The 21,591-nt window shown below is 63.7% G+C and carries 15 protein-coding genes and 1 tRNA gene; 1 reads left to right on the top strand and 15 read right to left on the bottom strand.

Annotation, left to right across the window (positions count from 1 at the left end):
- Window positions 1-874 precede the first annotated feature (874 nt).
- The 10 genes from JYP46_RS11015 to JYP46_RS10970 all read right to left on the bottom strand — a co-directional run bounded on the left by JYP46_RS11015 (window position 875) and on the right by JYP46_RS10970 (window position 11,045).
- Window positions 875-2,050 carry a DUF6538 domain-containing protein gene (locus tag JYP46_RS11015; RefSeq protein WP_206548096.1) on the bottom strand — a complete coding sequence of 392 codons (1,176 nt, stop codon included), beginning with the start codon at window positions 2,048-2,050 and terminating at the stop codon, window positions 875-877.
- Between the two features lie 64 nt (window positions 2,051-2,114).
- Window positions 2,115-2,199, bottom strand: a tRNA-Leu gene (locus tag JYP46_RS11010).
- Window positions 2,200-2,348: 149 nt separating this feature from the next.
- Window positions 2,349-2,969: a 2,3-bisphosphoglycerate-dependent phosphoglycerate mutase gene (locus JYP46_RS11005; RefSeq protein WP_113153662.1), complete on the bottom strand. Its 621-nt coding sequence runs from the start codon at window positions 2,967-2,969 to the stop codon at window positions 2,349-2,351.
- A 32-nt stretch (window positions 2,970-3,001) separates the two neighbouring features.
- A complete protein-coding gene (dapB, locus tag JYP46_RS11000; protein ID WP_206545543.1) occupies window positions 3,002-3,814 on the bottom strand; it encodes a 4-hydroxy-tetrahydrodipicolinate reductase in 813 nt (270 codons plus the stop codon).
- A 1-nt stretch (window position 3,815) separates the two neighbouring features.
- Entirely contained in the window at window positions 3,816-5,642 is a 1,827-nt protein-coding gene (locus tag JYP46_RS10995) for an ABC transporter ATP-binding protein (protein WP_206548095.1), read from the bottom strand.
- A 192-nt stretch (window positions 5,643-5,834) separates the two neighbouring features.
- The gene (locus tag JYP46_RS10990) at window positions 5,835-6,863 is read right to left on the bottom strand and encodes a glucokinase (RefSeq protein ID WP_206545545.1); all 1,029 of its coding nucleotides are present in this window, start codon (window positions 6,861-6,863) and stop codon (window positions 5,835-5,837) included.
- A gap of 354 nt (window positions 6,864-7,217) precedes the next feature.
- Window positions 7,218-8,261, bottom strand: a complete 1,044-nt coding sequence (gene mepA, locus JYP46_RS10985) for a penicillin-insensitive murein endopeptidase (RefSeq protein ID WP_206545546.1) — start codon at window positions 8,259-8,261, stop codon at window positions 7,218-7,220.
- 74 nt (window positions 8,262-8,335) lie between these two features.
- A complete protein-coding gene (locus tag JYP46_RS10980) occupies window positions 8,336-9,226 on the bottom strand; it encodes an SDR family oxidoreductase (protein WP_206548094.1) in 891 nt (296 codons plus the stop codon).
- Window positions 9,223-10,353 carry a tRNA epoxyqueuosine(34) reductase QueG gene (gene queG / locus JYP46_RS10975; protein WP_206548093.1) on the bottom strand — a complete coding sequence of 377 codons (1,131 nt, stop codon included), beginning with the start codon at window positions 10,351-10,353 and terminating at the stop codon, window positions 9,223-9,225. Before queG ends, JYP46_RS10980 begins: the two co-directional genes overlap by 4 nt.
- On the bottom strand, window positions 10,353-11,045 hold the full coding sequence (locus JYP46_RS10970; RefSeq protein WP_206545549.1) for a glutathione S-transferase family protein: 693 nt from the start codon (window positions 11,043-11,045) through the stop codon (window positions 10,353-10,355). The genes queG and JYP46_RS10970 overlap by 1 nt, the downstream gene beginning before the upstream one ends.
- A gap of 140 nt (window positions 11,046-11,185) precedes the next feature.
- Between JYP46_RS10970 and JYP46_RS10965 the strand changes: the two genes are divergently transcribed.
- A complete protein-coding gene (locus JYP46_RS10965; RefSeq protein WP_206545550.1) occupies window positions 11,186-11,992 on the top strand; it encodes an undecaprenyl-diphosphate phosphatase in 807 nt (268 codons plus the stop codon).
- Window positions 11,993-12,292: 300 nt separating this feature from the next.
- Here JYP46_RS10965 and trxA read toward each other — a convergent pair whose 3' ends face one another.
- The 5 genes from trxA to tsaE all read right to left on the bottom strand — a co-directional run bounded on the left by trxA (window position 12,293) and on the right by tsaE (window position 21,582).
- The gene (gene trxA, locus JYP46_RS10960; protein WP_113153654.1) at window positions 12,293-12,616 is read right to left on the bottom strand and encodes a thioredoxin; all 324 of its coding nucleotides are present in this window, start codon (window positions 12,614-12,616) and stop codon (window positions 12,293-12,295) included.
- 75 nt (window positions 12,617-12,691) lie between these two features.
- Window positions 12,692-16,216, bottom strand: coding sequence for a double-strand break repair helicase AddA (gene addA, locus JYP46_RS10955; protein WP_206548092.1), 3,525 nt, complete (start codon window positions 16,214-16,216; stop codon window positions 12,692-12,694).
- Window positions 16,213-19,338 (bottom strand): double-strand break repair protein AddB, encoded by a 3,126-nt coding sequence (addB, locus tag JYP46_RS10950; RefSeq protein ID WP_206548091.1) that lies wholly within the window; start codon window positions 19,336-19,338, stop codon window positions 16,213-16,215. Before addB ends, addA begins: the two co-directional genes overlap by 4 nt.
- On the bottom strand, window positions 19,328-20,077 hold the full coding sequence (locus JYP46_RS10945) for a nucleotidyltransferase family protein (protein WP_206548090.1): 750 nt from the start codon (window positions 20,075-20,077) through the stop codon (window positions 19,328-19,330). The genes addB and JYP46_RS10945 overlap by 11 nt, the downstream gene beginning before the upstream one ends.
- Window positions 20,074-21,582: a tRNA (adenosine(37)-N6)-threonylcarbamoyltransferase complex ATPase subunit type 1 TsaE gene (tsaE, locus tag JYP46_RS10940; protein WP_206545554.1), complete on the bottom strand. Its 1,509-nt coding sequence runs from the start codon at window positions 21,580-21,582 to the stop codon at window positions 20,074-20,076. Before tsaE ends, JYP46_RS10945 begins: the two co-directional genes overlap by 4 nt.
- Between the last annotated feature and the right edge of the window lie 9 nt (window positions 21,583-21,591).

Here is a 21,591-nt window from a genome sequence, read left to right as displayed (position 1 = left end):
GTTCCACCCAACGGTAGACCAAACGGTAGACCAAAAACGCCCCTTCACATCGAACCTGAGTACAGATAACATATTGATTGCATTGGATATCAACGGTGGAGAGATGCCTGTGATGGGAAATTAACCCATCTCCTGGGCACCACTCACACAGACTAACCCGTTGATTTCCAATCGGTTTCACCATGAATCCGAGCGGAGGGTAGACCATGTGTCACCCTAGGCGAGGTAAAGGCTTCCAGTTCGCAATCCCTGTAGTTCTACCTTCAAGATAAAAAGCCTTGTCTACGGCTACAGTTCCACCAACGAACACGCAGTCACACGCTTGAGCACAGTTGTCCGGTTCGTACTTCAGGTGCTGTGCTTCTAACCTTATGACCGCCACTGTGCCACGTCGCGAGTTGCCTGCGTCGGATCCGGACCTTAGCGCCGGAGACCAGTTGGTTGCCGTTCTCCAGGATGTGGTGAAGAAGACGCCTTGGTTTAGGTGTTCGGCCCCCACTAGCTTTTCCCACCCCGATTTCCGGAAACGGGGTTGAAGCCCAAGCTTCGAAATCGAAGGTAGCCGAGACACAACCGTGCCATGGTATAGGTAGATCGGCCAGTGTGGGAGATACGATTTTAATCGACCAGCAATTGCGCTCGCTTCTATGTCCGGCTCGAGGGCAAAACACATGGGATCCACACCATGCCTAGCGGCAAACCTCTCCCGCGCCTCGAGTAGAACCGAACCCGCACCATCCTCCGGCTGGCGGCCTAGAAACTCGCTGATTGCTTCTACGTGCTGAAGATGATGGTCGCCGTCAAACGACGGATGAAGCAACGCATCAATGACCTCGACAACCAAATCGACATTGCTTGTTACAATAGCGGTCAATCAATCTCCCCCTAATCCTGCCACCATACTCGCCATCCATTTTGAGAGGACAGGCAGCGGATACCCCCGTCCATAACTCTCGCCTATACCGGCAACACTCCAACCACCAATGCGATCTATGATGTCGGGAGGGCATTCTACAGCCCTAAGCCGATCGCGGAGACTATGTCGGAACGAATGAACAACACAGCCGGTGGGAACCCTTGGAGAAAGCCATTTATTCAATGCACCACTCGCCGAATTTGCTTTGTGGCCGTCTTGACTACAATACCGAGGGAAGAGGAATAAGCTATTGGATGCTTCCAGTGCGCGTTTTGCTGCCCAAAGAGACGTACCTACCAACGGAATTATTCGCTCGCTCCCCTTTGTTTTCAGACGACGCCAAGGGTGTGGCCTAACCGTGACATGGGGATACTCATCATCCAGCACTACGTCTTCTTTGACCAGCCCGACAGCTTCACTCAACCGCATCCCAGTGTCGCTAATCAACGCAACCAGCCACCGAGGCTCATCATCGATCTCTCGGCATGATTGCTGAACTGTTTCCACCACCTCCGGAGGAAGCGACGCTCGCTTCTTGGTCTGCACAGTATCCTCGTCACCGATAAAAACTCCCGAGAATGCTTTGACCTCAGGTAAGCCGCTCTCTCTGGCTGCGAAATTTACGATGGCGCGGATGGTATTGAACGTGCGCCTCACACTCGCCCTTGTAAGACCACGATCAAGCAGAGCATCTCGGAATTGGTTGACCTCGCTGCGAGTGTAAGCATCGATCGGCTTATCACCGTGGCATCCAACTAAGTATCCAACGCTACGCTCAGCGGCTTGGGTGAAGGTAGAAGAGCGCCCATTCTTCTTCGCTTGGAGATACAGCTCTTTCGCATCGCTGAGCGTGATTCCTTCGCTCGCTATTTTGGTTTCGCTGGGCATCCGATGATTGAGAAAGCGCCGCAGAGGATCGCTTGCGCTTTTCCATCGAAGGGTTAGCCAATCCTCATCTAGCTTTGCAGCAAGCGTGATAGCTCTAGCCCTCGCAACCTTTCTTGATTTGGTGCGGAGCGAAATCGCTATTCGGGGGCTTTTGTAATGGTCTTTGAGATCCTCTGGGACACGCCTAGAGAAATAGTACACGCCCCGTTTGGTATAGAGGAAAGGGGCATCTTTGGTCACCCACATGGTCTACCCTCCGCTCGGATTCATGGTGAAACCGATTGGAAATCAACGGGTTAGTCTGTGTGAGTGGTGCCCAGGAGAGGACTCGAACCTCCACGCCTCGCGGCACACGGACCTGAACCGTGCGCGTCTACCAATTCCGCCACCTGGGCAGGTGTGCGATGCCGATGTAGGGGGCAAACCCTTCCGTGTCAACGCGGATTTTGATGTTTGTAAAGAAAATGACATGGGGCGTTCCGCCGCATGGGTTTGCGGGGGCCCCAAAACGTGAAAAGGGCGCCCGAAGGCGCCCTGAAACAGATCAATCCTCGAGAACTTCCTTCGAGGCCACCGTCGAATCAGCGTTGAGCTTGTAGACGATGGGAACGCCGGTCGCGATTTCCACCTTCAGGATCTCTTCGCCGGAGAGGCCGTCGAGCGCCATCACCAGCGCGCGCAGCGAATTGCCATGCGCTGCCACCAGAACCGTCTCGCCACGCAGCACATGCGGCAGGATCTCGTGCAGGAAATAGGGCCACACGCGCGCGCCCGTGTCCTTCAGGCTTTCGCCGCCGGGAGGAGGGGTGTCGTAGGAACGGCGCCAGACATGCACCTGCTCCTCACCCCATTTCGCGCGGGCGTCGTCCTTGTTGAGACCCGACAGATCGCCATAGTCGCGCTCGTTGAGCGCCTGATCGCGAATGGTCTCCAGCCCCTCCATCCCCAGCTCGCTGAGGATGTGGTCATTGGTGACCTGTGCGCGCGACAGAACGGAGGTGTAGGCGATGTCCGGCTTGAAGCCGCGCGCCTTCAGCCGGCGGCCGGCGTCCTTCGCCTCTTCATGCCCCTTTTCGGTCAGGCCCGGGTCGCGCCAGCCGGTGAACAGGTTCTTCAGGTTCCATTCGCTCTGGCCGTGACGAACGAGAATAAGGGTACCGGACATGATGGGTTCCTTGTTGCTTCGTAATGGAAGATTCAGTTGAGCCCGAGAACGTCGAGCATGGAATAGAGGCCGGGCTTGCGGCCATGCGCCCAGAGGGCGGCCTTGGCCGCGCCATGGGCGAAGATGCCGCGATCTTCAGCCTGATGCGAAAGGGTGATGCGTTCGCCGGTCCCGGCGAGAATGACGGAGTGCTCGCCAACGACGGAACCGCCGCGCAGCGTGGCAAAGCCGATCGTGCCTTCCTCGCGCGGCCCGGTCTGGCCGTCGCGCACGCGCACGCTCTTTTCCGCCAGCGCGATCTCGCGGCCCCGCGCCGCCGCCTCGCCGAGCAGAAGCGCCGTGCCGGAGGGCGCGTCCACCTTGTGACGGTGGTGCATTTCCAGAACCTCGATATCGAAATCCGAAGCCTCCAGCGCGCGGGCGGCTTTCTCGACCAGAACCGCAAGCAGGTTCACACCGAGGCTCATATTGCCCGACTTCACGATGGTGGCGTGGTGCGACGCTGCCTTGATTTTCGCTTCGTGCTCCGGCTCGAAACCGGTCGTGCCAATCACATGAACGATATGGGCCTGAGCTGCATAGCCAGCGAATTCAACGCTGGAATCCGGCGAGGTGAAGTCCAGAACGCCATCGGCCTTGGCGAAGGCCGCCAGCGGATCATCGCTGATCGGCACATTGATGATGCCGAGGCCGGCCAGCTCACCGGCGTCCTTGCCGAGGAAAGACGAGCCGGGGCGCTCGACAGCGGCGGCGACGCGCACCCCATCCATGGCGTGAACGGTGCGGATCAGCGTCTGGCCCATGCGGCCTGCCGCTCCCACGATCACCAGCCCCATATCCGTCATGCTAGTTCTCCTGCGGCGCAGCCGCGCCATTGTCTGCTGTCGTGTTGGCGAGAAGATCCTCGCTCTTCTGGCTCTGCATGCGATGGAAGCGTGCATAGATGCCGTGCGGTTGGCGCACAAGGCTCTCATGCGTGCCCTCTTCCACCAGATGCCCTTCCTCAAGCACCACGATGCGGTCGGAATTGACCACGGTGGAAAGCCGGTGCGCGATCACAAGTGTCGTGCGCGTTTCCATGATGCTTTCCAGCGCCTGCTGCACCCGCGCTTCAGACTCATTGTCGAGCGCGGAGGTCGCCTCGTCGAGAAGCAGGATCGGCGCGTCGCGCACGATGGCGCGGGCAATCGAGATGCGCTGGCGCTGGCCACCGGAAAGGTTTGCGCCATTCTCGCCCACCAGCGTGTCATAGCCCTGAACCTGCTGGCGGATGAAATCGTCGGCGAAGGCCAGCTTTGCCGCTTCTTCCACCTCTGCGTCCGTCGCATCGGGACGGCCATAGCGGATGTTGTCGCGGATCGTGCCCTCGAACAGATAGGGCTGCTGCGAAACATAGGCGATGGCGCTGCGCAGCGAGCTCTTGGTAACGGTGGAAATGTCCTGCCCGTCGATCTCGATGCTGCCGCCATCCAGATCGTAGAAGCGCTGCAACAGGGCGAAGAGGGTCGACTTGCCCGCACCCGACGGGCCGACAATGGCCGTGGTCTCGCCCGCCTTCGCGACAAAGCTGATGCCATGCAGCACCGGCAGATCGTCGCCATAGGAGAACGCCACCCTGTCGAAGGTGACCGTGCCCTTTTCCACCGCGAGCGTGCCGGCCCCCGGCGCATCGCGCTGCTGCGGCTCGGCGTCGAGGATCTCGTAGATCATGCGCGCATTGACCAGCGCGCGCTCGAGATTGACCTGCACGCGCGCCAGCTTGCGCACCGGATCATAGGCCAGAAGCAAGGCGGTGATGAAGGCAAACACGGAGCCCGGCGGCTGCGCGCTGACGGAAGCCCGCCAGGCCGCGTAACCGATCACGCCGGCAATCGCCAGACCGGCCAGAAGCTCGGTGATCGGCCCGAGGCGTTCGGAAACGCGGGCGATCTTGTTGGAGCGGTCCTCGGCATAGGCGATCAGCCCGGACATCTTGTCCGAGAGCTGCTGCTCCATGGTGAAAGCCTTGATGATGGCGATGCCCTGCACCGATTCCTGCATTGCGCCCAGCAGGCGGGAGTTCACATCCACCGCCTCGCGCGTGACGCGGCGCAGCCGGCGCATCAGATAGTTCACCGAATAGATGAGCGGCGGACCGATCACCAGCGCGATGACCGAGAGCAGGGGATCCTGCATCACCATCACCGCGACAAGCGCGATCAGCGTGACCATGTCGCGCGCGATGGAGGCCACCGTCATGTTGAGCAGATCGCGGATGCCCGTCACGTTCTGGCTGATCTGGGCGGCGAGCTGGCCGGAGCGGGTGGTCGTGAAATAGTCGATGCCAAGCCGCATCAGATGGTCGAACATGCGCTGCTGATAGCGTGCAACGATGTTGTTGCCGATCTTCGCGAGCATGACCGACTGGCCGTAGGTCGCGAAGCCGCGGATCGCAAAGGCAGCGACGATTGCGCCACAGATCCAGCCGACCAGCTCCCAGCGCTGTCGATAGAACACCTCATCGATGATGTCGCGCATGATCCAGGCGCTGAAGGCCGTGGTGCCGGCAATGGCCAGCATGCAGGCAATCGCGATCAGGTAATGTCCGATGTAATCGCGGCCGTTCTCCGCGAAAATGCGGCGAATGACGGGAAGGACCTCACCGACATCCGTCTTGTTTTTTCCAAGCTTCAAAACGTCCGTTCCTGTTCAACCGGGCTTTCGATCGTCCTTTGTGCGTCCAAACGGACACACGGCGATCCAAAGCGTGGGAGCATTTTCAGGCGTCCATACGGGCGCTTGGCGCTCCAGTGCAGCTTTGCCAACAGGCTATGCCCGTTCGCTCTCGCTCATGCAACGGTGAATCCGGTCGAGGGCGGCGTCTTTTCAGTCTGCTTTCCAGCGCCGGCCCTGGGTTTCGACCCCGAAACGCACCGGTGTGCGGGCATAGGCGGCAAGGCCCACAAGTGCTGCCATCGGGTGCGTGATCACATAGACGGGGATCTCTTTCACCAGTGCGCTATGGGGCGCCTTGTCCTCAAAGGCCCTGCGGAAATTGCCGTTCTTGAGCGTCGGTACGATCTTCTGGGCGATGCCGCCGCTCAGATAAACCCCGCCCCGCGCCATGAAGATCAGCGCCATGTCGCCGGCAAGGCGGCCAAGATAGGTGACGAAGAGATCGAGCGTTTCAACGGCGACCGGATCCGATCCATCGAGCCCCGCGCTGCTGATTTCGGCCGGCGTTTCATGAACGGGTTGCTTGCCATCGGCGGCGCTGATCGCCCGGTAAAGGTTGACCATGCCGCGCCCGCAAAGGATCTGCTCGGCTGCGACACGTCCCTCGATGCGCTCCAGATGCGGGAAGATCTCGAGATCGCGCTCGCTGCGCGGCCCCAGATCCACATGCCCGCCTTCGCCTGGCACCGGAAACCAGGTGTGCTGCGCATGAACCAGCCCGGCCATGCCAAGGCCCGTTCCCGGCCCCAGAACAACCCGGCTGCCCGTCGGGTCCGCCTCGCCCGGGCACACCATTTCCAGATGCTCGTCGTCGAGCGCCACAACGGCCAGCGCCTGCGCCTCGAAATCATTGATGACGATGATGTCGCCCAGCCCCATCTTCTCCATCATCTGGCGGGGGCGCACGACCCAGTCGCAATTGGTGAGATCAATCTCGTCACCATCGACGGGTCCGGCCACGGCCAGCACGGCAGACTGTGGTAAAATGGAGGTGCGGTCGAGGATGGCGCTCTGGATCGCCTCATCGATGGTTTCATAATCCGCGGTCTGCACCACCGGAAAGGTTTTCGGCTCGGCGTTGGAATCCACCAGAATGGCAAACCGTGCATTGGTGCCGCCGATATCGCCGATCAGGATGGGAAATCGAAGCGCAGTATCGTTTTCGTTCTTGAAATGCATGACATAGACTCAGGTTTCAGGCGCGGCCGAACGCGGCGCGCCTGTCAGTCTTTGCCCCATTCTCGATGACACGCCGATGAATGTTTCCGGCGACGGGACGTTGCGCTGACGGCGCTAGCTCTGCTCCCCGCATGGTTCCCGGACCCGCCGTGCGGCGCACCCAGCATGCTTATGGTCATGGAACCGCCAATCGCGTTGCCCCACAACCCTTTTATTGCCAGCGCATCGCAGAACAGACGCAGATATGCCGCTCTGAAACACGCCTTTAGAGCGCAATTAAATCGGTTGAAGACAGAAGGCAAGCGCGCCAACGCCAAAAAACTGGCGCGCCTGGTCCTGTCCGGCGCTGATAATCTACTGGAATGCCGGCCTGTTGCTCGGGCGCGGCACGCTGGCCGACGGCATGGCCGAGAGGATACTGGCCGGGCTTTCTGCCTGATAGCCGAGCACGGGCAGTTCAGCCGTCGCCGCCTGCGGAACGCCGCCGGCGCCCGTCACGGTCACGGCAACCTCGGATACCGGGTCGGGTGCGGCAAGCACGGCGCGACAGGCCGAGGGCAGGGCGGCCATGGTCATGACATCGCGCGCCTTCGGCTTGGCAGGTCCCTTGGCCGGCTTCCACGGCTCGTCGGTGAACCACCAGGCCAGCGTGTCATCACACCCCTCACTGCGTGGTGGCGGATTCTGCGGCTCGCAGCCCGGCGACCCGGCGGGACAGCCGATGCGAACGTGGAAATGATAGTGATGGCCCCAGAAGGGGCGAACCTTGTTCAGCCACGAACGGTCGCCACGCACCGTGTCGCACAGCTTCTTCTTGATGCCGGGATGCACCAGAAGGCGCTCGACTTCCGGATAGCTCGCCGCGCGGCGCAACACGGCCTCATGTCCCTTCGTCCACTTTTTGTCGTCAACGTAGAGCGAGCCCTTCTTGAGCATGGAGATGGCGCTGATGCGCTCACGGTCCGCCACCGTCATCCGCTTCGCCGGCATTTCGGTGAACCATATATCGGCGTCGAGCCCGAGCTGATGCGAGGCATGGCCGGTGAGCATGGGGCCGCCCCGCGGCTGCGAGATATCGCCAACGAGCAGACCACGCCAGCCATCCTGCGCCGCCTCGCGCGAGAGCTTTTCCAGCACCGAGATCATGACCGGGTGCCCCCAGCGGCGGTTGCGCGAAAGGCGCATGGCCTGCCAGTTCGGCCCATCGGGCGCAATGGCAACGCCGCCTGCGAAACAACCCTTTGAGTAAAACCCGTGCACGGCGGGACGGGTGGCGGCGGGAAGTGTTTTCGCGCCGAAAAGCTGCTTGGCCAGCGGCTCGGCCTCAGCCGATGCAAGCGTGGCGGAAAAGCCCAGAAAGGCCGTGGCCGCCAGTTTCAGAATCCGTTGGAATCGCATCGTTTCCTCGTTTTCGACCCGCCCGTGCGATCATCAAAGCATAGCACAGCTTGTGATTCGCTTACGGTCGCGGTTTACGAATTTTCCGTCCGCCAGTTCCCGTCGGCCCACATGGCCTCAAGCGCCGCGCGATAATCGGGGTGGCGCATCCGGTAGCCGGTGGCTTTCAGCCGCGCATTGCTCACCCGCTTGCACTCGCCATAGAAGGACCGCCCCATGGGGCTGAGATCAGCATCTTCGAAGGCGATGTCCGGCGGCGTTTCCTGCCCCATCAGAACGGAAGCATGGGCCACCACATCCTGCGGCGGCGAGGGGGCGTCATCCGTGACGTTGAAAATTCCGGTCTCGAACCGGCGGGCGAGATGCGCCGTGGCCCCGGCAATATCGTCCACATGGATGCGGTTGAAGACCTGGCCCGGCTTGACGATCCGCCGCGCCTTGCCCGCCTCCAGATTGCGAAAGGCGTTGCGGCCCGGCCCGTAAATGCCCGACAGCCGGATGATCGCCACCGGCAGACCCGTTTCCGCCCCGAGCTGCGCCCATTCCGCTTCGGCAACGAGCCGCTGTTTCGAGCGCTCGGAGACAGGATCGCATTTGGCCGTTTCATCCACCCAGTCGCCATCGTGATCGCCATAGACTCCCACCGTCGACAGATAGCCGATCCATTTCAGCGCCGGCATGGCCCTGGAAATCGTCTCACGCGCGACCGCAAGCACCGGGTCACCAGACGCGTCGGGCGCAATGCTGACGATGAGATGCGTGGTTTCGGCCAGCGCCTTTTCCAGATCCGGCGAAAGCGCGGCCCCGCCCTGAAAAACATGTGGCGCGATGCCTGCCTCTTTAAGGCGTTCGGCATTCTCCGCGCTGCGCGTGGTGCCGGCAATGGACGCCGCCTCACCGGCAAGCTCACGCGCAATCGCGCGGCCGGAATAGCCCGCGCCGAAGATGAAGAAGCTCTTGGTCATGATCGCCCATCCCATTCGGCTTGCACGTCTGCATCGTTTTCCCGCGGACGCAGCTGCGTTTCAAGTAAAGCAAATGCCTTATTGTCCATAAGCCGCGACAGCGCCCACACGGCTGCGCCGCGCACAAGGGGCGCTTCGTCTTCCGCCAGACGCCTGCAAGGATCGATCAGACCGGCTTCGCCGGAATTTCCCGCCGCGATCAGCACATTGCGGATGAAGCGGTTGCGCCCGATGCGCTTGACCGGCGAACCGGAAAAGAAGGCGCGGAACCCCGCATCGTCCAGTTCGAGAAGCCCGGAAAGCGGCGGCTCCTTCAGATCCTCGCGCGCCTGAAGCTTCGCCTCGGCCGCATCCTGCGCGAACTTGTTCCACGGGCATGCGGCAAGGCAATCGTCGCAGCCATAGATGCGGTTGCCCATGGGAATGCGGAACTCGCGCGGGATCGGTCCCTTGTTCTCGATGGTGAGATAGGAAATGCAGCGCCGCGCATCGATCTGGTAAGGCGCGGGAAACGCCTTTGTCGGGCAGATGTCGAGACAGGCGCGGCACGAGCCGCAATGGTCGCGCTCCGGCGCATCGGCGGGCAGGGACGCAGTGGTGAAGATCGAGCCGAGAAACAGCCAGGAGCCGAATTCGCGGCTCACCAGATTGGTGTGTTTGCCCTGCCAGCCAAGCCCCGCCTCGCGGGCGAGCGGCTTTTCCATCACCGGCGCGGTGTCGACAAACACCTTCACATCCTCGCCGGTTCGCGCAGCCAGTTTGCCGGCAAGCTGTTTCAGCCGCCCCTTGATGACGTCATGATAATCGCGATTGCGCGCATAGACCGAGATCGCCGCCCGGTCCCGGCGCTTGAGGATTTCGAGCGGGTTTTCATCCGGCCCGTAATTCATCCCCAGCATGATGACCGAGCGCACCTCCGGCCACAGGCCCTGCGGATGGGCGCGGCGGTCCGCCGTCTCCTCCATCCACTGCATGCTGCCGTGGCGGCCTTCTTTCAGGAAATGCCCAAGCTCGGGCGCACGCGACGGCGCAGCCTCGGCAGACGCCACCGCGACGGCGTCAAAGCCCAGCGCATGCGCCTCTTTCTCGACGAACGCGCGAAGCCGGTCGGCCTGCGCGCCGGACATCAAAAGTCCAGATCCGCGTAGTGGGAAACGGGGGAGAGCCCGCGCACGCGGTCAGCAAGAATGGAACGGAAGCAGGGACGCGACTTCATGCGCGAATACCAGTCGCGCGCGGCCGGATATTCCTGCCAGTCGACCTCGCCCAGATAATCCAGCACCGAAAGCGTGGATGCAGCGGCCAGATCGGCATAGGAGAGCCGCTTGCCGGCCATCCAGTCGCGCGTGCCGGCGAGCCAGTTGGTGTATTTGAGGTGCTGGCGCACATTGGCGCGGGCCGCGCGAATGGCCGCCGAATCCGGCGAGCCGCCGCCTTCCGCGCTGGACATCTGCGGCTTCAGCGCCCGCTCCCGCACCAGATGGCGGGTCACATCGGCATCGGCCTTGATCAGATACCAGTCCACCAGACGGCGGATCTCTGCCCTCTGGACCGGATCTTCGGCCATCAGCCGCTTGTCGCGCTTGAGCGCGCCACGGGTCTCGTCCAGATATTCGGCGATCACGGTCGGGCCGACAATCGGATGATCCCCCTCGGCAAGAAGCACGGGGATCGTGCCGGCCGGATTGAGCGTCAGAAACTCCTCGCGACGAATCCAGGGGCGTTCCTCGATCAGGGCGAGTTCCTCGCCATATTCGCCAAAGGAAAGCCGCACGAAGCGGCAGGAAGCATAGAGTGGATGATGAAACAGCGTCAGCATTTGTCGGCTTCTAAAGGAAGGCTCTGGCCATTTCATGGCCGTGGCGGTAATCCTTCGATTACCTGATTCTGCGATTTGGTCCTCTCAGCTATAGGGGGAGACTGGCAGACTGACAAGCAAGCCCTGATTGAGGAACGGACATGACGGATCAGACCATCGTGGGGGCCCTTCTCCTTGGCATCCTCGAAGGACTGACGGAGTTCATACCCGTCTCGTCGACCGGCCATATCCTTCTGGCCGGCCATTTCCTAGGCTTCGAATCCACCGGCAAGGCCTTTGAGGTCCTGATCCAGCTCGGCGCGATCCTGGCGATCCTCAGCGTCTATGCTGGGCGTCTGTGGAAAATGCTTGTCGACCTGCCGCGCGATCCCGCAACACAGCGTTTCGTGATCGGCATACTCCTCGCCTTCCTGCCTGCGGCGGTGATCGGCGTTCTCGCCTACAAGATCATCAAGACCGTGCTCTTCGAAACGCCTCTGCTGATCTGCGTCATGCTCATTCTCGGCGGTTTCGTGCTGCTCTGGGTCGACCGCTGGGCGACCAAGCCGCGCTATAGCGACATCACGAAATTTCCCATGCCCATGTATCTCGGCATCGGCCTGTTCCAGTGCCTGTCGATGATCCCCGGCACCTCGCGCTCCGGCGCGACCATTGTCGGTGGCCTTCTCATGGGGGCGGACAAGCGCTCGGCAGCCGAGTTCTCCTTCTTCCTCGCCATGCCGACCATGACCGGCGCTTTCGCCTACGACCTCTACAAAAACTACGACCAGCTCACCGCCGCCGATGTGCAAATCATCGCGATAGGCTTCATCGCCGCCTTCTTCGCAGCGCTTCTGGTGGTGCGCTGGCTGCTCGGCTACGTGTCGCGGCGCGGCTATGCGCTGTTCGGCTGGTGGCGTCTCATCGTCGGCACCGCCGGCCTGATCGGCCTGCTCGTCTGGGGCTGACAGGGCAGGGGCTGAAGCGCGGAAACCAGTTTTCGAGTTGTCCCGGCTCGATATTGTGGCAGCGGCGTTGTGCGTGGTTCGACAAGCTCACCATGAGGGATGCAGGGCATTGCATAAAAGCCTGCTTCGGTGGCGCGGCTAACGGGTTTTGCAGCCCTCGACCTCCCTCATGGTGAGCTTGTCGAACCACGCAGCACATCAATGCAATGGGGCGGCACATCTTCACAAACGAACGCTGACCCAGCCAACAAAAAACCCGGCGCAAGGCCGGGTTTTTCATGTCACGAAAATCGTCGGTGATTAGCCGGCTGCGCCGCTGATCCAGGACGAAAGAGCCGTCTTCGGTGCAGCGCCGACCTTCATGTCAGCCACTTCACCGCCCTTGAACATGATGAGCGTGGGGATGGAGCGCACGCCATACTGAGCGGCGAGCTCCGGGTTCTCATCAATGTTGACCTTGGCGATCTTCACCTTGCCGCCGAGCTCGGCAGCGATCTCGTCGAGAGCCGGCGCGATCATCTTGCAGGGGCCGCACCACTCGGCCCAGAAGTCGACAACCACGGGCTCGGAAGCCTGCAGAACGTCGGCCTGGAAATTGTTCTTGTCCGCCTTCACGGTGGCCATGGGGATTCTCCTTATCGGCAAAACGTGTTGTACAACATGTGGGGGTGGCGCTTCGCTGCGTCAAGCGCTCTTGTGTCACGCCGGGGCAAGACGTTCAAGCGCAGCCGCCAGCTCCTCCTCCGGAACAGGCAGCAGAACCGGCGCTTCCGTGAAGAGCAGCGCAGCCTCGATCCGGCGACCCGGATAGAGCGGTTTGAGAAGCTCCGCATAAAGCGCCAGCTGCGCCACATAAGCGCCGGGCGCTTCGGCCAGCGTCTCCGGCGTGGGGCGGTTCGTCTTGTAATCGACGATCAGCACCGCTTCGTCGGTGACCGCAAGGCGGTCGATCTTGCCGGAAACGGCATGACGGCGCTCGCCGAGCGTCAATTCGCCCATCACGGAAATCTCTGCCCGCGAGCCGGCCGCGAAAATCGCACTGAAACGCGCATCCTCCAGAATCGCCCGAACAGACCGCCAGACGCTCTCCCGCTCCTGCGCACTCCAGCCGCTGCCGACACGGTCGAGATAGCGCTGCGCGGCCGCCTCACGCGCATCCTCCCGGCAGTCGGGCAGCAATTGCAGAAGCCTGTGCACGGCAATACCGCGCTGGATCGCAAAGCCCGGCTTACGCTCTCCGTCGAGCACCGGCGACCGCGGCGAGGGCACCGGCTCGTAATCGGCCTCGATCAACGCCCCCGCCCGCGATGGCGAAAGCGGGCGCGGCAGGTCTGTCGGCATTGGCGGCGGCGTCAGCAAAGTCTCCGGCAGCGCCGTTTCAGGCGCGGCTTCGGCCACTGGCGCCGCCTCTTCCTCGACCGGTGGCGCTTCGCTCACACGGTAGCGATAGACCGGCGCACAGGCTGCGGGACGGTCCAGCTCCACCGCGACCTCCGCACCTGAAAGCGCCTGCCGCACCGTGTTCTGCCAGGTCAGGTCCTGCGGTTCGCGCGCACCGTGATACCCGCACACGATCAGCCGGTCCTCGGCCCGCGTCATGCCCACATAGAGAAGCCGGCGGTATTCTTCCTCCGCCTTGACCTTTGCATTCGCCTCGAAGCCTGCCGCCACCGAATTGGAGACATCCTTGCCTGCGCGCCAGAGGAAGCCCTTGCCCTGCCAGCCCTCGCCACGCGGCGCAAATGGCATCAGCTTTGGCAAATGCTGGGCGACGAAGGGCGCGCTGCCCGGATCGACGAGAAACACCACCGGCGCTTCCAGCCCCTTGGCGGCATGCACCGTCATGATGCGCAGCTCGTCGCGCGTCTGGTCCATCTCGCGCTTGATCTCCGGGGCCTGCCCGTCAAGCGCCGAGAGCAGCGCCTCAAGACCGTTGAGCCCCGCCCGCTCACCGGCCAGCGCGAAGGACAGGAACTCGTCGAGAATGTCATTCGCCTCATGACCGAGCCGCGCGACAAACAGCCGGCGCGCGCCTTCCCGGTCCCGGCTGCCCGAAAGCAGCCCGGCATAGAATTCAAAGGCCGGCTTGAACGCCGCCTCGTTCTGCCAGCGTTGCAGCATATCGACCATGCCGGCCACCGCCGGGTCCGACAGCGCCTGCGCCCGCATGGCGTCAAACAGTGGAACCGCCCGGCCACGGTTCCAGGCGAGCCGGAACAGGCGCTCCTCATCCATGCCGAACAGCGGGCTTTTCAGCACCGCAGCCAGCGAGAGATCGTCATGCGGCTGCAGCAGAAAACGGCCAAGCGCGATCAGGTCCTGCACGGCAATATGCGCCGTCAGTCGCAGGCGGTCCGCACCGGCCACATCGATGTGGCGGTTCTTGAGGCTGCGCGACAGTGCATGCACGAAGCGGTCGCGCTTGCGCACCAGAACCAGCACATCGCCCGCCGTCAGGCGCTTGCCAGTGCCTTCGATGATCTCGCCATTCCGGATCCAGTCCTCGACGGTCTGGGCAATGGTTTCGGCCAGTCGCACCGCCGGAGCCGACGCGTGGTCGATGGCTTCCGTCCAGTCGTCGGGCTCCTCCACCACTTCCGGCGCTATGGGCGACCACACTTCCACATAGCCGGGCTGGCCGGCGCGCACCGCCAGATGCTCGATCGGTTCGGGATCATGGGTCAGCCCCTGCGCCGCCTCCTCCCTTGAGAACACCAGGTCGGCCGCTTTCAGAACATCCTCGGTTGAGCGGAAGGAATAGCGCAGGCGCAGGCGCTCGAAACGGCGCTCCGCCGCCCGCACCTTCTTTTCGAAGGCCCGTCCACTTTCGCCGAATGCCGCCGGCTCCGCTCCCTGGAAGGAGTAGATCGACTGTTTTTCGTCGCCCACCGCAAAGATGGTGCGCTGCAATCCCTCGCGCGCACTTTCGCCGGCAAAAAACTCTTCGGCGAGAAGCCGCACGATCTGCCATTGCTCGGGGCTCGTATCCTGCGCTTCGTCGATCAGAACGTGGTCGATGCCCTTGTCGAGCTTGTACTGCACCCACGGTCCGGCATCGGCGCGCGCCAGAAGCCGGATCGTGCGCGTGATGAGATCGTTGAAATCGAGAAAACCGCGTGCCCGCTTCAGCCGTTCGTAGCGCGCGATCATGCCGTCGGCGATCACCAGTGCCGAACGGGTGGCCTCCAGCATGCGGAACAACGCCACACGGTCGACTGCATTGCGGATCACCTCCGCCGCTTCGACATAGCGCTCCACGATATCGGGCAGGGCGGCGCGCAGCGCCTTCTTGAACGTGCTCTCGCCATAAACGCCGCCATCGGCCTTGAGAAAACCCTTCCGCAGATGCTCCAGCCGGCGCAGCGGGTCGCGCTCCTCGAAGGCCAGCGTCGCCTCTGGCACGATGCCCTTCAGCACCGTCTTGGCGTCCACCGCCTCCGCCTCGGCCACAAGCGCGCGAAACGCGCTGGCGTCGAAACCGGGAAGCGGCCAGATCGAAGCGGCAATCGCCTCGGCGTCCTCACCCGGCGCAAAACCGAATTCCTCGAACAGCGCGCTGTAGGGAACCGGGTCGTTGGCAATCTCGTCGATGAAGGCGCGCAGCCCGTCGCGACGGGAGACGATTTCCGACAGGAGATCCTGAAGACCGCTTTCGCCACCGCGCTCCAGCACCTCGGCGAAGGCGTCCGACAGCACCGCGTCCTCGCCGGCAGCGCCCGACAGAAGATCGCGCCGCGCCTCGGCCAGCAGCGCCTCTTCCATCTGCGAATCCAGAAGCTCGAAATGGCCGGCAATGTTCGCCTCGAGCGGGAATTGATGCAGGATCGCCTCGCAGAAGGCGTGGATCGTCTGGATCTTCAGCCCGCCCGGCGTTTCCAGCGCACGGGCGAAAAGCCGCCGCGCGCGGGCGAGCGTTTCCCGGCCTGGCCTGCCACCCTCAAGCTTGGCAATGACCTCGGACAGCGCATCGTCGGACATCAGGCTCCAGCCCGCGAGATCGCGAAACACGCGGTTGGCCATGTTGGCCGCGGCGGCGCGCGTATAGGTCAGGCAGAGGATTTTCGACGGATCGGCCCCCTGCAGCAGAAGGCGGATCACGCGCTGGGCGAGCACATGTGTCTTGCCCGACCCGGCATTGGCCGACACCCAGGCGGAGTTGGCCGGATCGGCGGCCAGCGCCTGCGCCCGGATCGTGTCTTCGGGGATAAAGGGCAGCTTCTTCATTCGCCCTCTCCGCCATCGCCCGTATCGCCACCGGCCGACCATTCGAGCACACGCGCCAGATGATCGTAGTCGCCGCCCACATCGCCTTCGCGGAATGGCAGGACGCGCGAACGGTAGCCGGTCTCGGCCTTGTGGTAATGCGCGAGAAGCTGCGACAGCCGCTCCCACGCTTCCTCGGCCATGCCGGGCGCTGTCTTGTCGCTGTTTTTGATCTTGAGAATGGACTCGGACAACACCTCGCCATTCGCCTTGAGCCGCACATAGGCAAGTTCGTTCGGCTGCGCAGCCCCCACATCGGCAAACGCGCCGCGCTGGAGAAGCGCTGCCTCAAGCGCCAGCTGCGGCGAGATGAGCGTGTGCGCCTGACGCCGCGAGGGCGTCGCGCCCGTCTTGTAGTCGAGAATGTCGGCGCTGCCATCGTCACGAATGTCGATGCGGTCGGCGCGGCCTGAAAGGGTGAGGCCGAGCTTCGCCACCTCGACGGCCGAGGAGATGGCTTCGGCGTGACGCCTGGCGATGCCTTCCGCGCGCCCGCGCTCCCATTCGATGACGGCCTCGGCCGTGCGCTCGAAACGCGGCCACCACACGGTCGCAACATCCTGCGGCAGGCCCGCCTCGGCAAAGAGCCGTCGTCCGATGGCGATCAGACGGTCGAGCGCTTCATGCCCGGACGGATCGTCCACCTCCTTGATGAAGTGCTCAAGAATGTCGTGGAAGAGATTGCCGCGCTCGGCAGCCCCCGGATCGCGGATCAGAGGGTCGAGGGCAACCAGCTCCAGAATGCGCTTCGCATAGACCGCATAGGGGTCGCGCCGCAGCGTCTCGATCTCCGTGACCGAGAAGCGCGTCGGCCGCGCTTCCACCGCCGGGGCCGGTTCGGGTCGCGGAGCGAAATCTTCGTCCGGTCTGTCGTCCAGAAGGCGCGCCCAGCCGATCAGCCTGCGGCCCCGCACGCGCATCGCCTCGGTCGCTTCTTTGCCGGCAAATGCAGTGATGCGCTGCAGCCAGCGCGAGGCAACCGCTGGGGCATCGCCGGCGCGCGCAGCGCGGGTCAGCACCACATTCTCCGATCCCATCGCCATCATGAAGTCATGCGCCGCCTGACCGATACGCCGCTCCGGCGGCTCCAGCGAAAGCTCGGCCTTCATCAGCCGCGACATGAAGCGGTCGGAGGAAGGGATGCTTGGCCAGGTGCCCTCGTTCATGCCGCCCAGCACCAGCGTGTCGACGCTGAGAAGCCGCGCCTCAAGCGCACCCCAGATCGCCACGCGCTTGTCTGCGCCCATGGTCGGCTTCACCACTTCGGTGGCGATCAGCGCCGCAAAGACCGGCGGCCATTCGCTGGCGTCGAAGGGCAGCGTCGTGTCGGAGCCGACCAGTCCGCGCAGGAAGGCGGCCATGGCCTGCCCCCGCTCGCCCTCATAGTAATTGGTGAGGCTGCCATCCTCGGAGCGCCCAAGCGCCTCCAGCACCTCCACGGTAAAGCGCGCCATGTCCGGCACGCCGACACCGCGCACGCCGCGCATCTCGACCAAGGGCGTAAGCGCCGCGCGCAGCGCCTCCAGCACGGCGCGTGCTTCGGCAAGGGCTGCATCGTTGACGCGCACGAACCAGAAGGGCTTGCGCGTGCTGCTCTCGATGCCCGCCCAGCGCGTCTCGAACAGCGTGTCGAGCGTTGCGATATCGGGCCTTCCCGTGCCACCGCGCAGCGCCACCAGTTCAATGGTCTCCGCCGCCCGTCGCACTCTGGCGCGTTTCAGTCCGAGCCGCAGGAGCGGATGTTTGAGCAGGGCCACCATGGCGATGGGTTCGCCGGGGCGAAACACCGTTTCCAGAAGGAGCCGCGCCAGCGTCGCCGGCGGACTGTCGGCCAGCGGCGTGCCGCCGGAATCGTCCGCCTCAATGCCGAAGCGCCGCAGCTCCACGGCCACCCGCCGTGCAAGCCCGCGATCCGGTGTCACCAGCGCTGCCGTAGCCCTGTCGCTGGTCAGTGCGAGGCGCAGCGCAACCGCAATCGAAAGCGCCTCGTCGCGCTCGTTTGCCGTCTCCACCAGCGTGACGCCGGCCAGCGCGCCGCCTTCCGTTGCATCGTCCGCCAGCGCCCGGTTTTCAAGCCAGGCATCGGTGGTTTCCGCCGGGCGCAGCGTTTCGCTCACCAGCGCGCCCCGCAGCGCAAGCGCCGGCGAGGGGACGCCAATTTCCACCACATCCGCCCGCTCCATGCCCATTGCGGCAAGCAGCTTCTTCAAGCCCGCCTGCGGGTGCCCGAAGGCAGATGGCTCGGCCGCATCGCCCACCGCGTCCCAGGCGCGCGCATCAAGCCGCTTGTCCAGGCCCGGCAACACCACCGCGCCATTGTCCAGCCCGGCAATCGTCGCCAGAAGCCGCGCCGTCGCCGGAATGGTGCCGGTGGAGCCTGCTGCGATGACTGGCCCCCTGTGGGCCTGCGTCCTGAGCCGCGCCGTCTCAGCGGCCAGCATGGCGTTCCGATGCGCCGCCGGGTTGGAGCGGTCAAGCGCGTCAAGCAGGTTGGGCCAGTGCGCCGTGACGATCTGCAGGAATTCGAGCGTCACCTGCCACCAGTGCGCCAGCGCGTCGGGCGCAAGACCGGCAAGCTTCGTCCAGTCCGCTTCCTCGGTTTCTATCTCGTCCATCAGCGCGGCCAGATCCCGAGCGAGCCAGATGGAGTCCGACGCCGAGGCCGGCACCACCACGCCTTCCTCGAAGAGCGCGGCCACATGGCCGGGCAGGCGCGCCTTCCACGCCTGCACCATCGGCGCCAGAAGCAGGATGCGGTCCAGCGCCTCGATGGGCGGCGCAAGATCGAGTGCGGATGCGCCCTCCGTGTCGAACAGCGCCGCCTCCTCGTCGAACTCACCCAGCGGGCGAATGACAGGCAGGATGGCCGACTGGCCGCTCAGCTTTTCAAGCAGCACATCGCGCAGCGCGCGTGCGGCGCGGCGGGTCGGCAGATAGATCGTGACATCCGCCAGCGCCAGCGGATCGCCATCATGACGAAAACCGGGAACAAGCCGCCCGTCGAGCAGCGCTTCTGCAAGCGTCTCCAGGAAGTGGACGCCGGGGGGAATGGAATAGGCGCGCGGCGGATGCTTAGCCGGCATCGCACTGCTCACCGTGCGCGGCCACCACCGCTTCGGCGGGCGCGATCGCATCCGGCGTGCCGACGGTGATCCACGCGCCGTCCATCTTCATGCCGAACAGCCGGCCCTTGCGTTCCACTGCATCGAAATAGGTATTCAGTGATTGCGGCTCATCGCCGGCCCCGTCGAAGATACGCGGATTGAGCACAATCGCCCCCGCATAGATGACGCCGCCCGCCACGCCCCGGTCGCGGGCAAGGCGGCCATCCGCATCCATTCGGTAATCGGTCGAGCCGGAATGGCCCGTCGCCTGCTCTGTATCCGCAACCATGAGGAGAATATCCATGGTCGCGTCGTCCCAGGCAAGGGCCAGCCGCTCCAGATTGGATGTCTCACCCTCAAGCCAGAACGTGTCGGCGTTGAGAATGAAGAATGGCGCATCGCCCAGATGCGGCAGCGCGCGGATAACGCCGCCAGCCGAATCCATGAGCCGGTCGCGCTCGTCGGAGATGATGACATGCGGCGTAACGCGGTCATCCAGATGCGCCTCCATCTGGTCGGCCAGATAATGCACATTCACCACCGCCGTGCCGACGCCGGCATGCTCAAGCATGTCCAGCGCGCGGTCGATCAGCGTGCGGCCTGCGACCTGGACCAGCGGCTTGGGCAGCGTGTCGGTGATGGGCCGCATGCGCTTTCCCAGCCCCGCCGCCAGCACCATCGCCGTATCAGGCATATTGTCGGGTCTCGCCCCGCTCATTCTTCATCTCCGCCGAGGAAACCCGCCTCTTCGTAGAAGCCGCGCAGCTCATCCAGCGCGGGGTGGCGCATCGCCCGGCGCAGATAGGTGCGGATGCGTGGCAGATGCTTGATGTAGAACGGCTTGTGATCGCGCTGCTCCAGCCGCACGAAGGTGCCAAGCAGCTTCGAATTGCGCTGCGTTCCGCAAATCGCATAGGCCTCGTCGAACGCCGCGCGGTCGAATGGTCCCTGCTCGGCGCGGGCAGCGCAATAGGCCTCCACCACGGCGCGCTCCAGCTCTTCCGGCATCGTCACGCGCGCATCGAGCGCCAGCGAGGCAACGTCATAGGCCGCCGGTCCGCACACTGCGTCCTGCAGGTCGATCAGCCCCAGCCGGTCAAACCCTTCGCGCTCGCCGCGCCAGATCAGGTTGGGCGAATGGAAGTCGCGCAGCACCAGGTTCTTTTCGAAATCTTCAAGGCGCGCGAAAAGCCGGCCCCAGCACTCCATATAGCCCGCGCGTTCTTCATCGCTTGCCGGACGTCCCGCCATGAACGGCATGTACCAGTCGGTGAGCAGGCTCACCTCGATGCCGAGCGCCTCGCGGTCATAGGGCGGCAGTTCATGCACATGCCCTTCATCCACCGGCATCTCGGTCGGCCAGGCGTCGCGGTGCAGTGCTGCCAGCAGGCGCGCCGCCTCCACATAACGCTCGGCCACCGGCTCGCCCTCGGGCGAAAGAAACGGCGTCACGCCCAGATGCTCGGTCAGAAGCAGCCCGGTTTCCAGATCCTGCGCATAGACCTCATAGGCCGCGAACCCACGCGCGCGAATGGTGTTCGCCATCGCCACGGATGCCGCGACCGACTGCGCCAGATGCGCGATCCGGCTATAGGGCCGCCCGCATGCCAGAAGCGGCTCGTCGCGCCGTTCCGGCGCATTCATCAGGATGCGTCGCGCGCCAAGCCGCGTGGTCACGGTCTCATAGGCGCGCAGCGAGGCGTCACCCAGAAGAAACGCGCGATGCGCCCGCTTTTCACCGGCCTTGTTCAGAAAATCGCGAATGGCGAAGCTGCGCTCCAGCCGAAGCATGGCGTCGTCCGGTCCGGTGATCACCGCCAGCCGGCCTTCGCCCTCGTCATGCAGTTCGAGCCGGATCGCATCCTTAAGCGCGTCACCGGCGCGCTCCGGCCATTCGACCAGCGCAACGCCGTCTTCCGCCGCTTCGAACAGGCCGAGTTCTTCCAGCTCGTCCGGCTCGCCCAGCCGGTAGAGATCGAAATGATGCACGGGAATGCGCGCATCATAGCTCTGCACCAGCGTGAAGGTCGGGCTTGGCACATCCATGTCCGGGTCTTCGGCCAGCGCGCGAACGATGGAACGGGCCAGCGTCGTCTTGCCGGCGCCGAGATCTCCCTTCAGGGCAAGCACATCGCCGGCGCGCAGCGCCACGGCGATGTCTTCGCCGAACAGCGTCGTTGCGTTTTCATCCGGCAGGAAGCGTTCCAGAACGCGCGCGGTCATAGGGTGTGG

The organism is Nitratireductor aquimarinus (assembly GCF_017255295.1).
GTDB lineage: Bacteria > Pseudomonadota > Alphaproteobacteria > Rhizobiales > Rhizobiaceae > Nitratireductor > Nitratireductor aquimarinus.
Note: the sequence above shows the minus strand (reverse complement) of the source record. Positions and strands in the feature narration are given on the sequence as shown.

What these genes read in the sequence shown, in the direction of transcription:
- tsaE (WP_206545554.1), bottom strand. Translation starts at nt 21,582, where the DNA reads ATGACCGCGCGCGTTCTGGAACGCTTCCTGCCGGATGAAAACGCAACG.
- JYP46_RS10990 (WP_206545545.1), bottom strand. Translation starts at nt 6,863, where the DNA reads ATGCATTTCAAGAACGAAAACGATACTGCGCTTCGATTTCCCATCCTG.
- JYP46_RS10970 (WP_206545549.1), bottom strand. Translation starts at nt 11,045, where the DNA reads ATGCTGACGCTGTTTCATCATCCACTCTATGCTTCCTGCCGCTTCGTG.
- JYP46_RS10980 (WP_206548094.1), bottom strand. Translation starts at nt 9,226, where the DNA reads ATGACCAAGAGCTTCTTCATCTTCGGCGCGGGCTATTCCGGCCGCGCG.
- JYP46_RS11005 (WP_113153662.1), bottom strand. Translation starts at nt 2,969, where the DNA reads ATGTCCGGTACCCTTATTCTCGTTCGTCACGGCCAGAGCGAATGGAAC.
- mepA (WP_206545546.1), bottom strand. Translation starts at nt 8,261, where the DNA reads ATGCGATTCCAACGGATTCTGAAACTGGCGGCCACGGCCTTTCTGGGC.
- dapB (WP_206545543.1), bottom strand. Translation starts at nt 3,814, where the DNA reads ATGACGGATATGGGGCTGGTGATCGTGGGAGCGGCAGGCCGCATGGGC.
- trxA (WP_113153654.1), bottom strand. Translation starts at nt 12,616, where the DNA reads ATGGCCACCGTGAAGGCGGACAAGAACAATTTCCAGGCCGACGTTCTG.
- JYP46_RS11015 (WP_206548096.1), bottom strand. Translation starts at nt 2,050, where the DNA reads ATGTGGGTGACCAAAGATGCCCCTTTCCTCTATACCAAACGGGGCGTG.
- addB (WP_206548091.1), bottom strand. Translation starts at nt 19,338, where the DNA reads ATGCCGGCTAAGCATCCGCCGCGCGCCTATTCCATTCCCCCCGGCGTC.
- JYP46_RS10965 (WP_206545550.1), top strand. Translation starts at nt 11,186, where the DNA reads ATGACGGATCAGACCATCGTGGGGGCCCTTCTCCTTGGCATCCTCGAA.
- JYP46_RS10945 (WP_206548090.1), bottom strand. Translation starts at nt 20,077, where the DNA reads ATGAGCGGGGCGAGACCCGACAATATGCCTGATACGGCGATGGTGCTG.
- addA (WP_206548092.1), bottom strand. Translation starts at nt 16,216, where the DNA reads ATGAAGAAGCTGCCCTTTATCCCCGAAGACACGATCCGGGCGCAGGCG.
- queG (WP_206548093.1), bottom strand. Translation starts at nt 10,353, where the DNA reads ATGTCCGGCGCGCAGGCCGACCGGCTTCGCGCGTTCGTCGAGAAAGAG.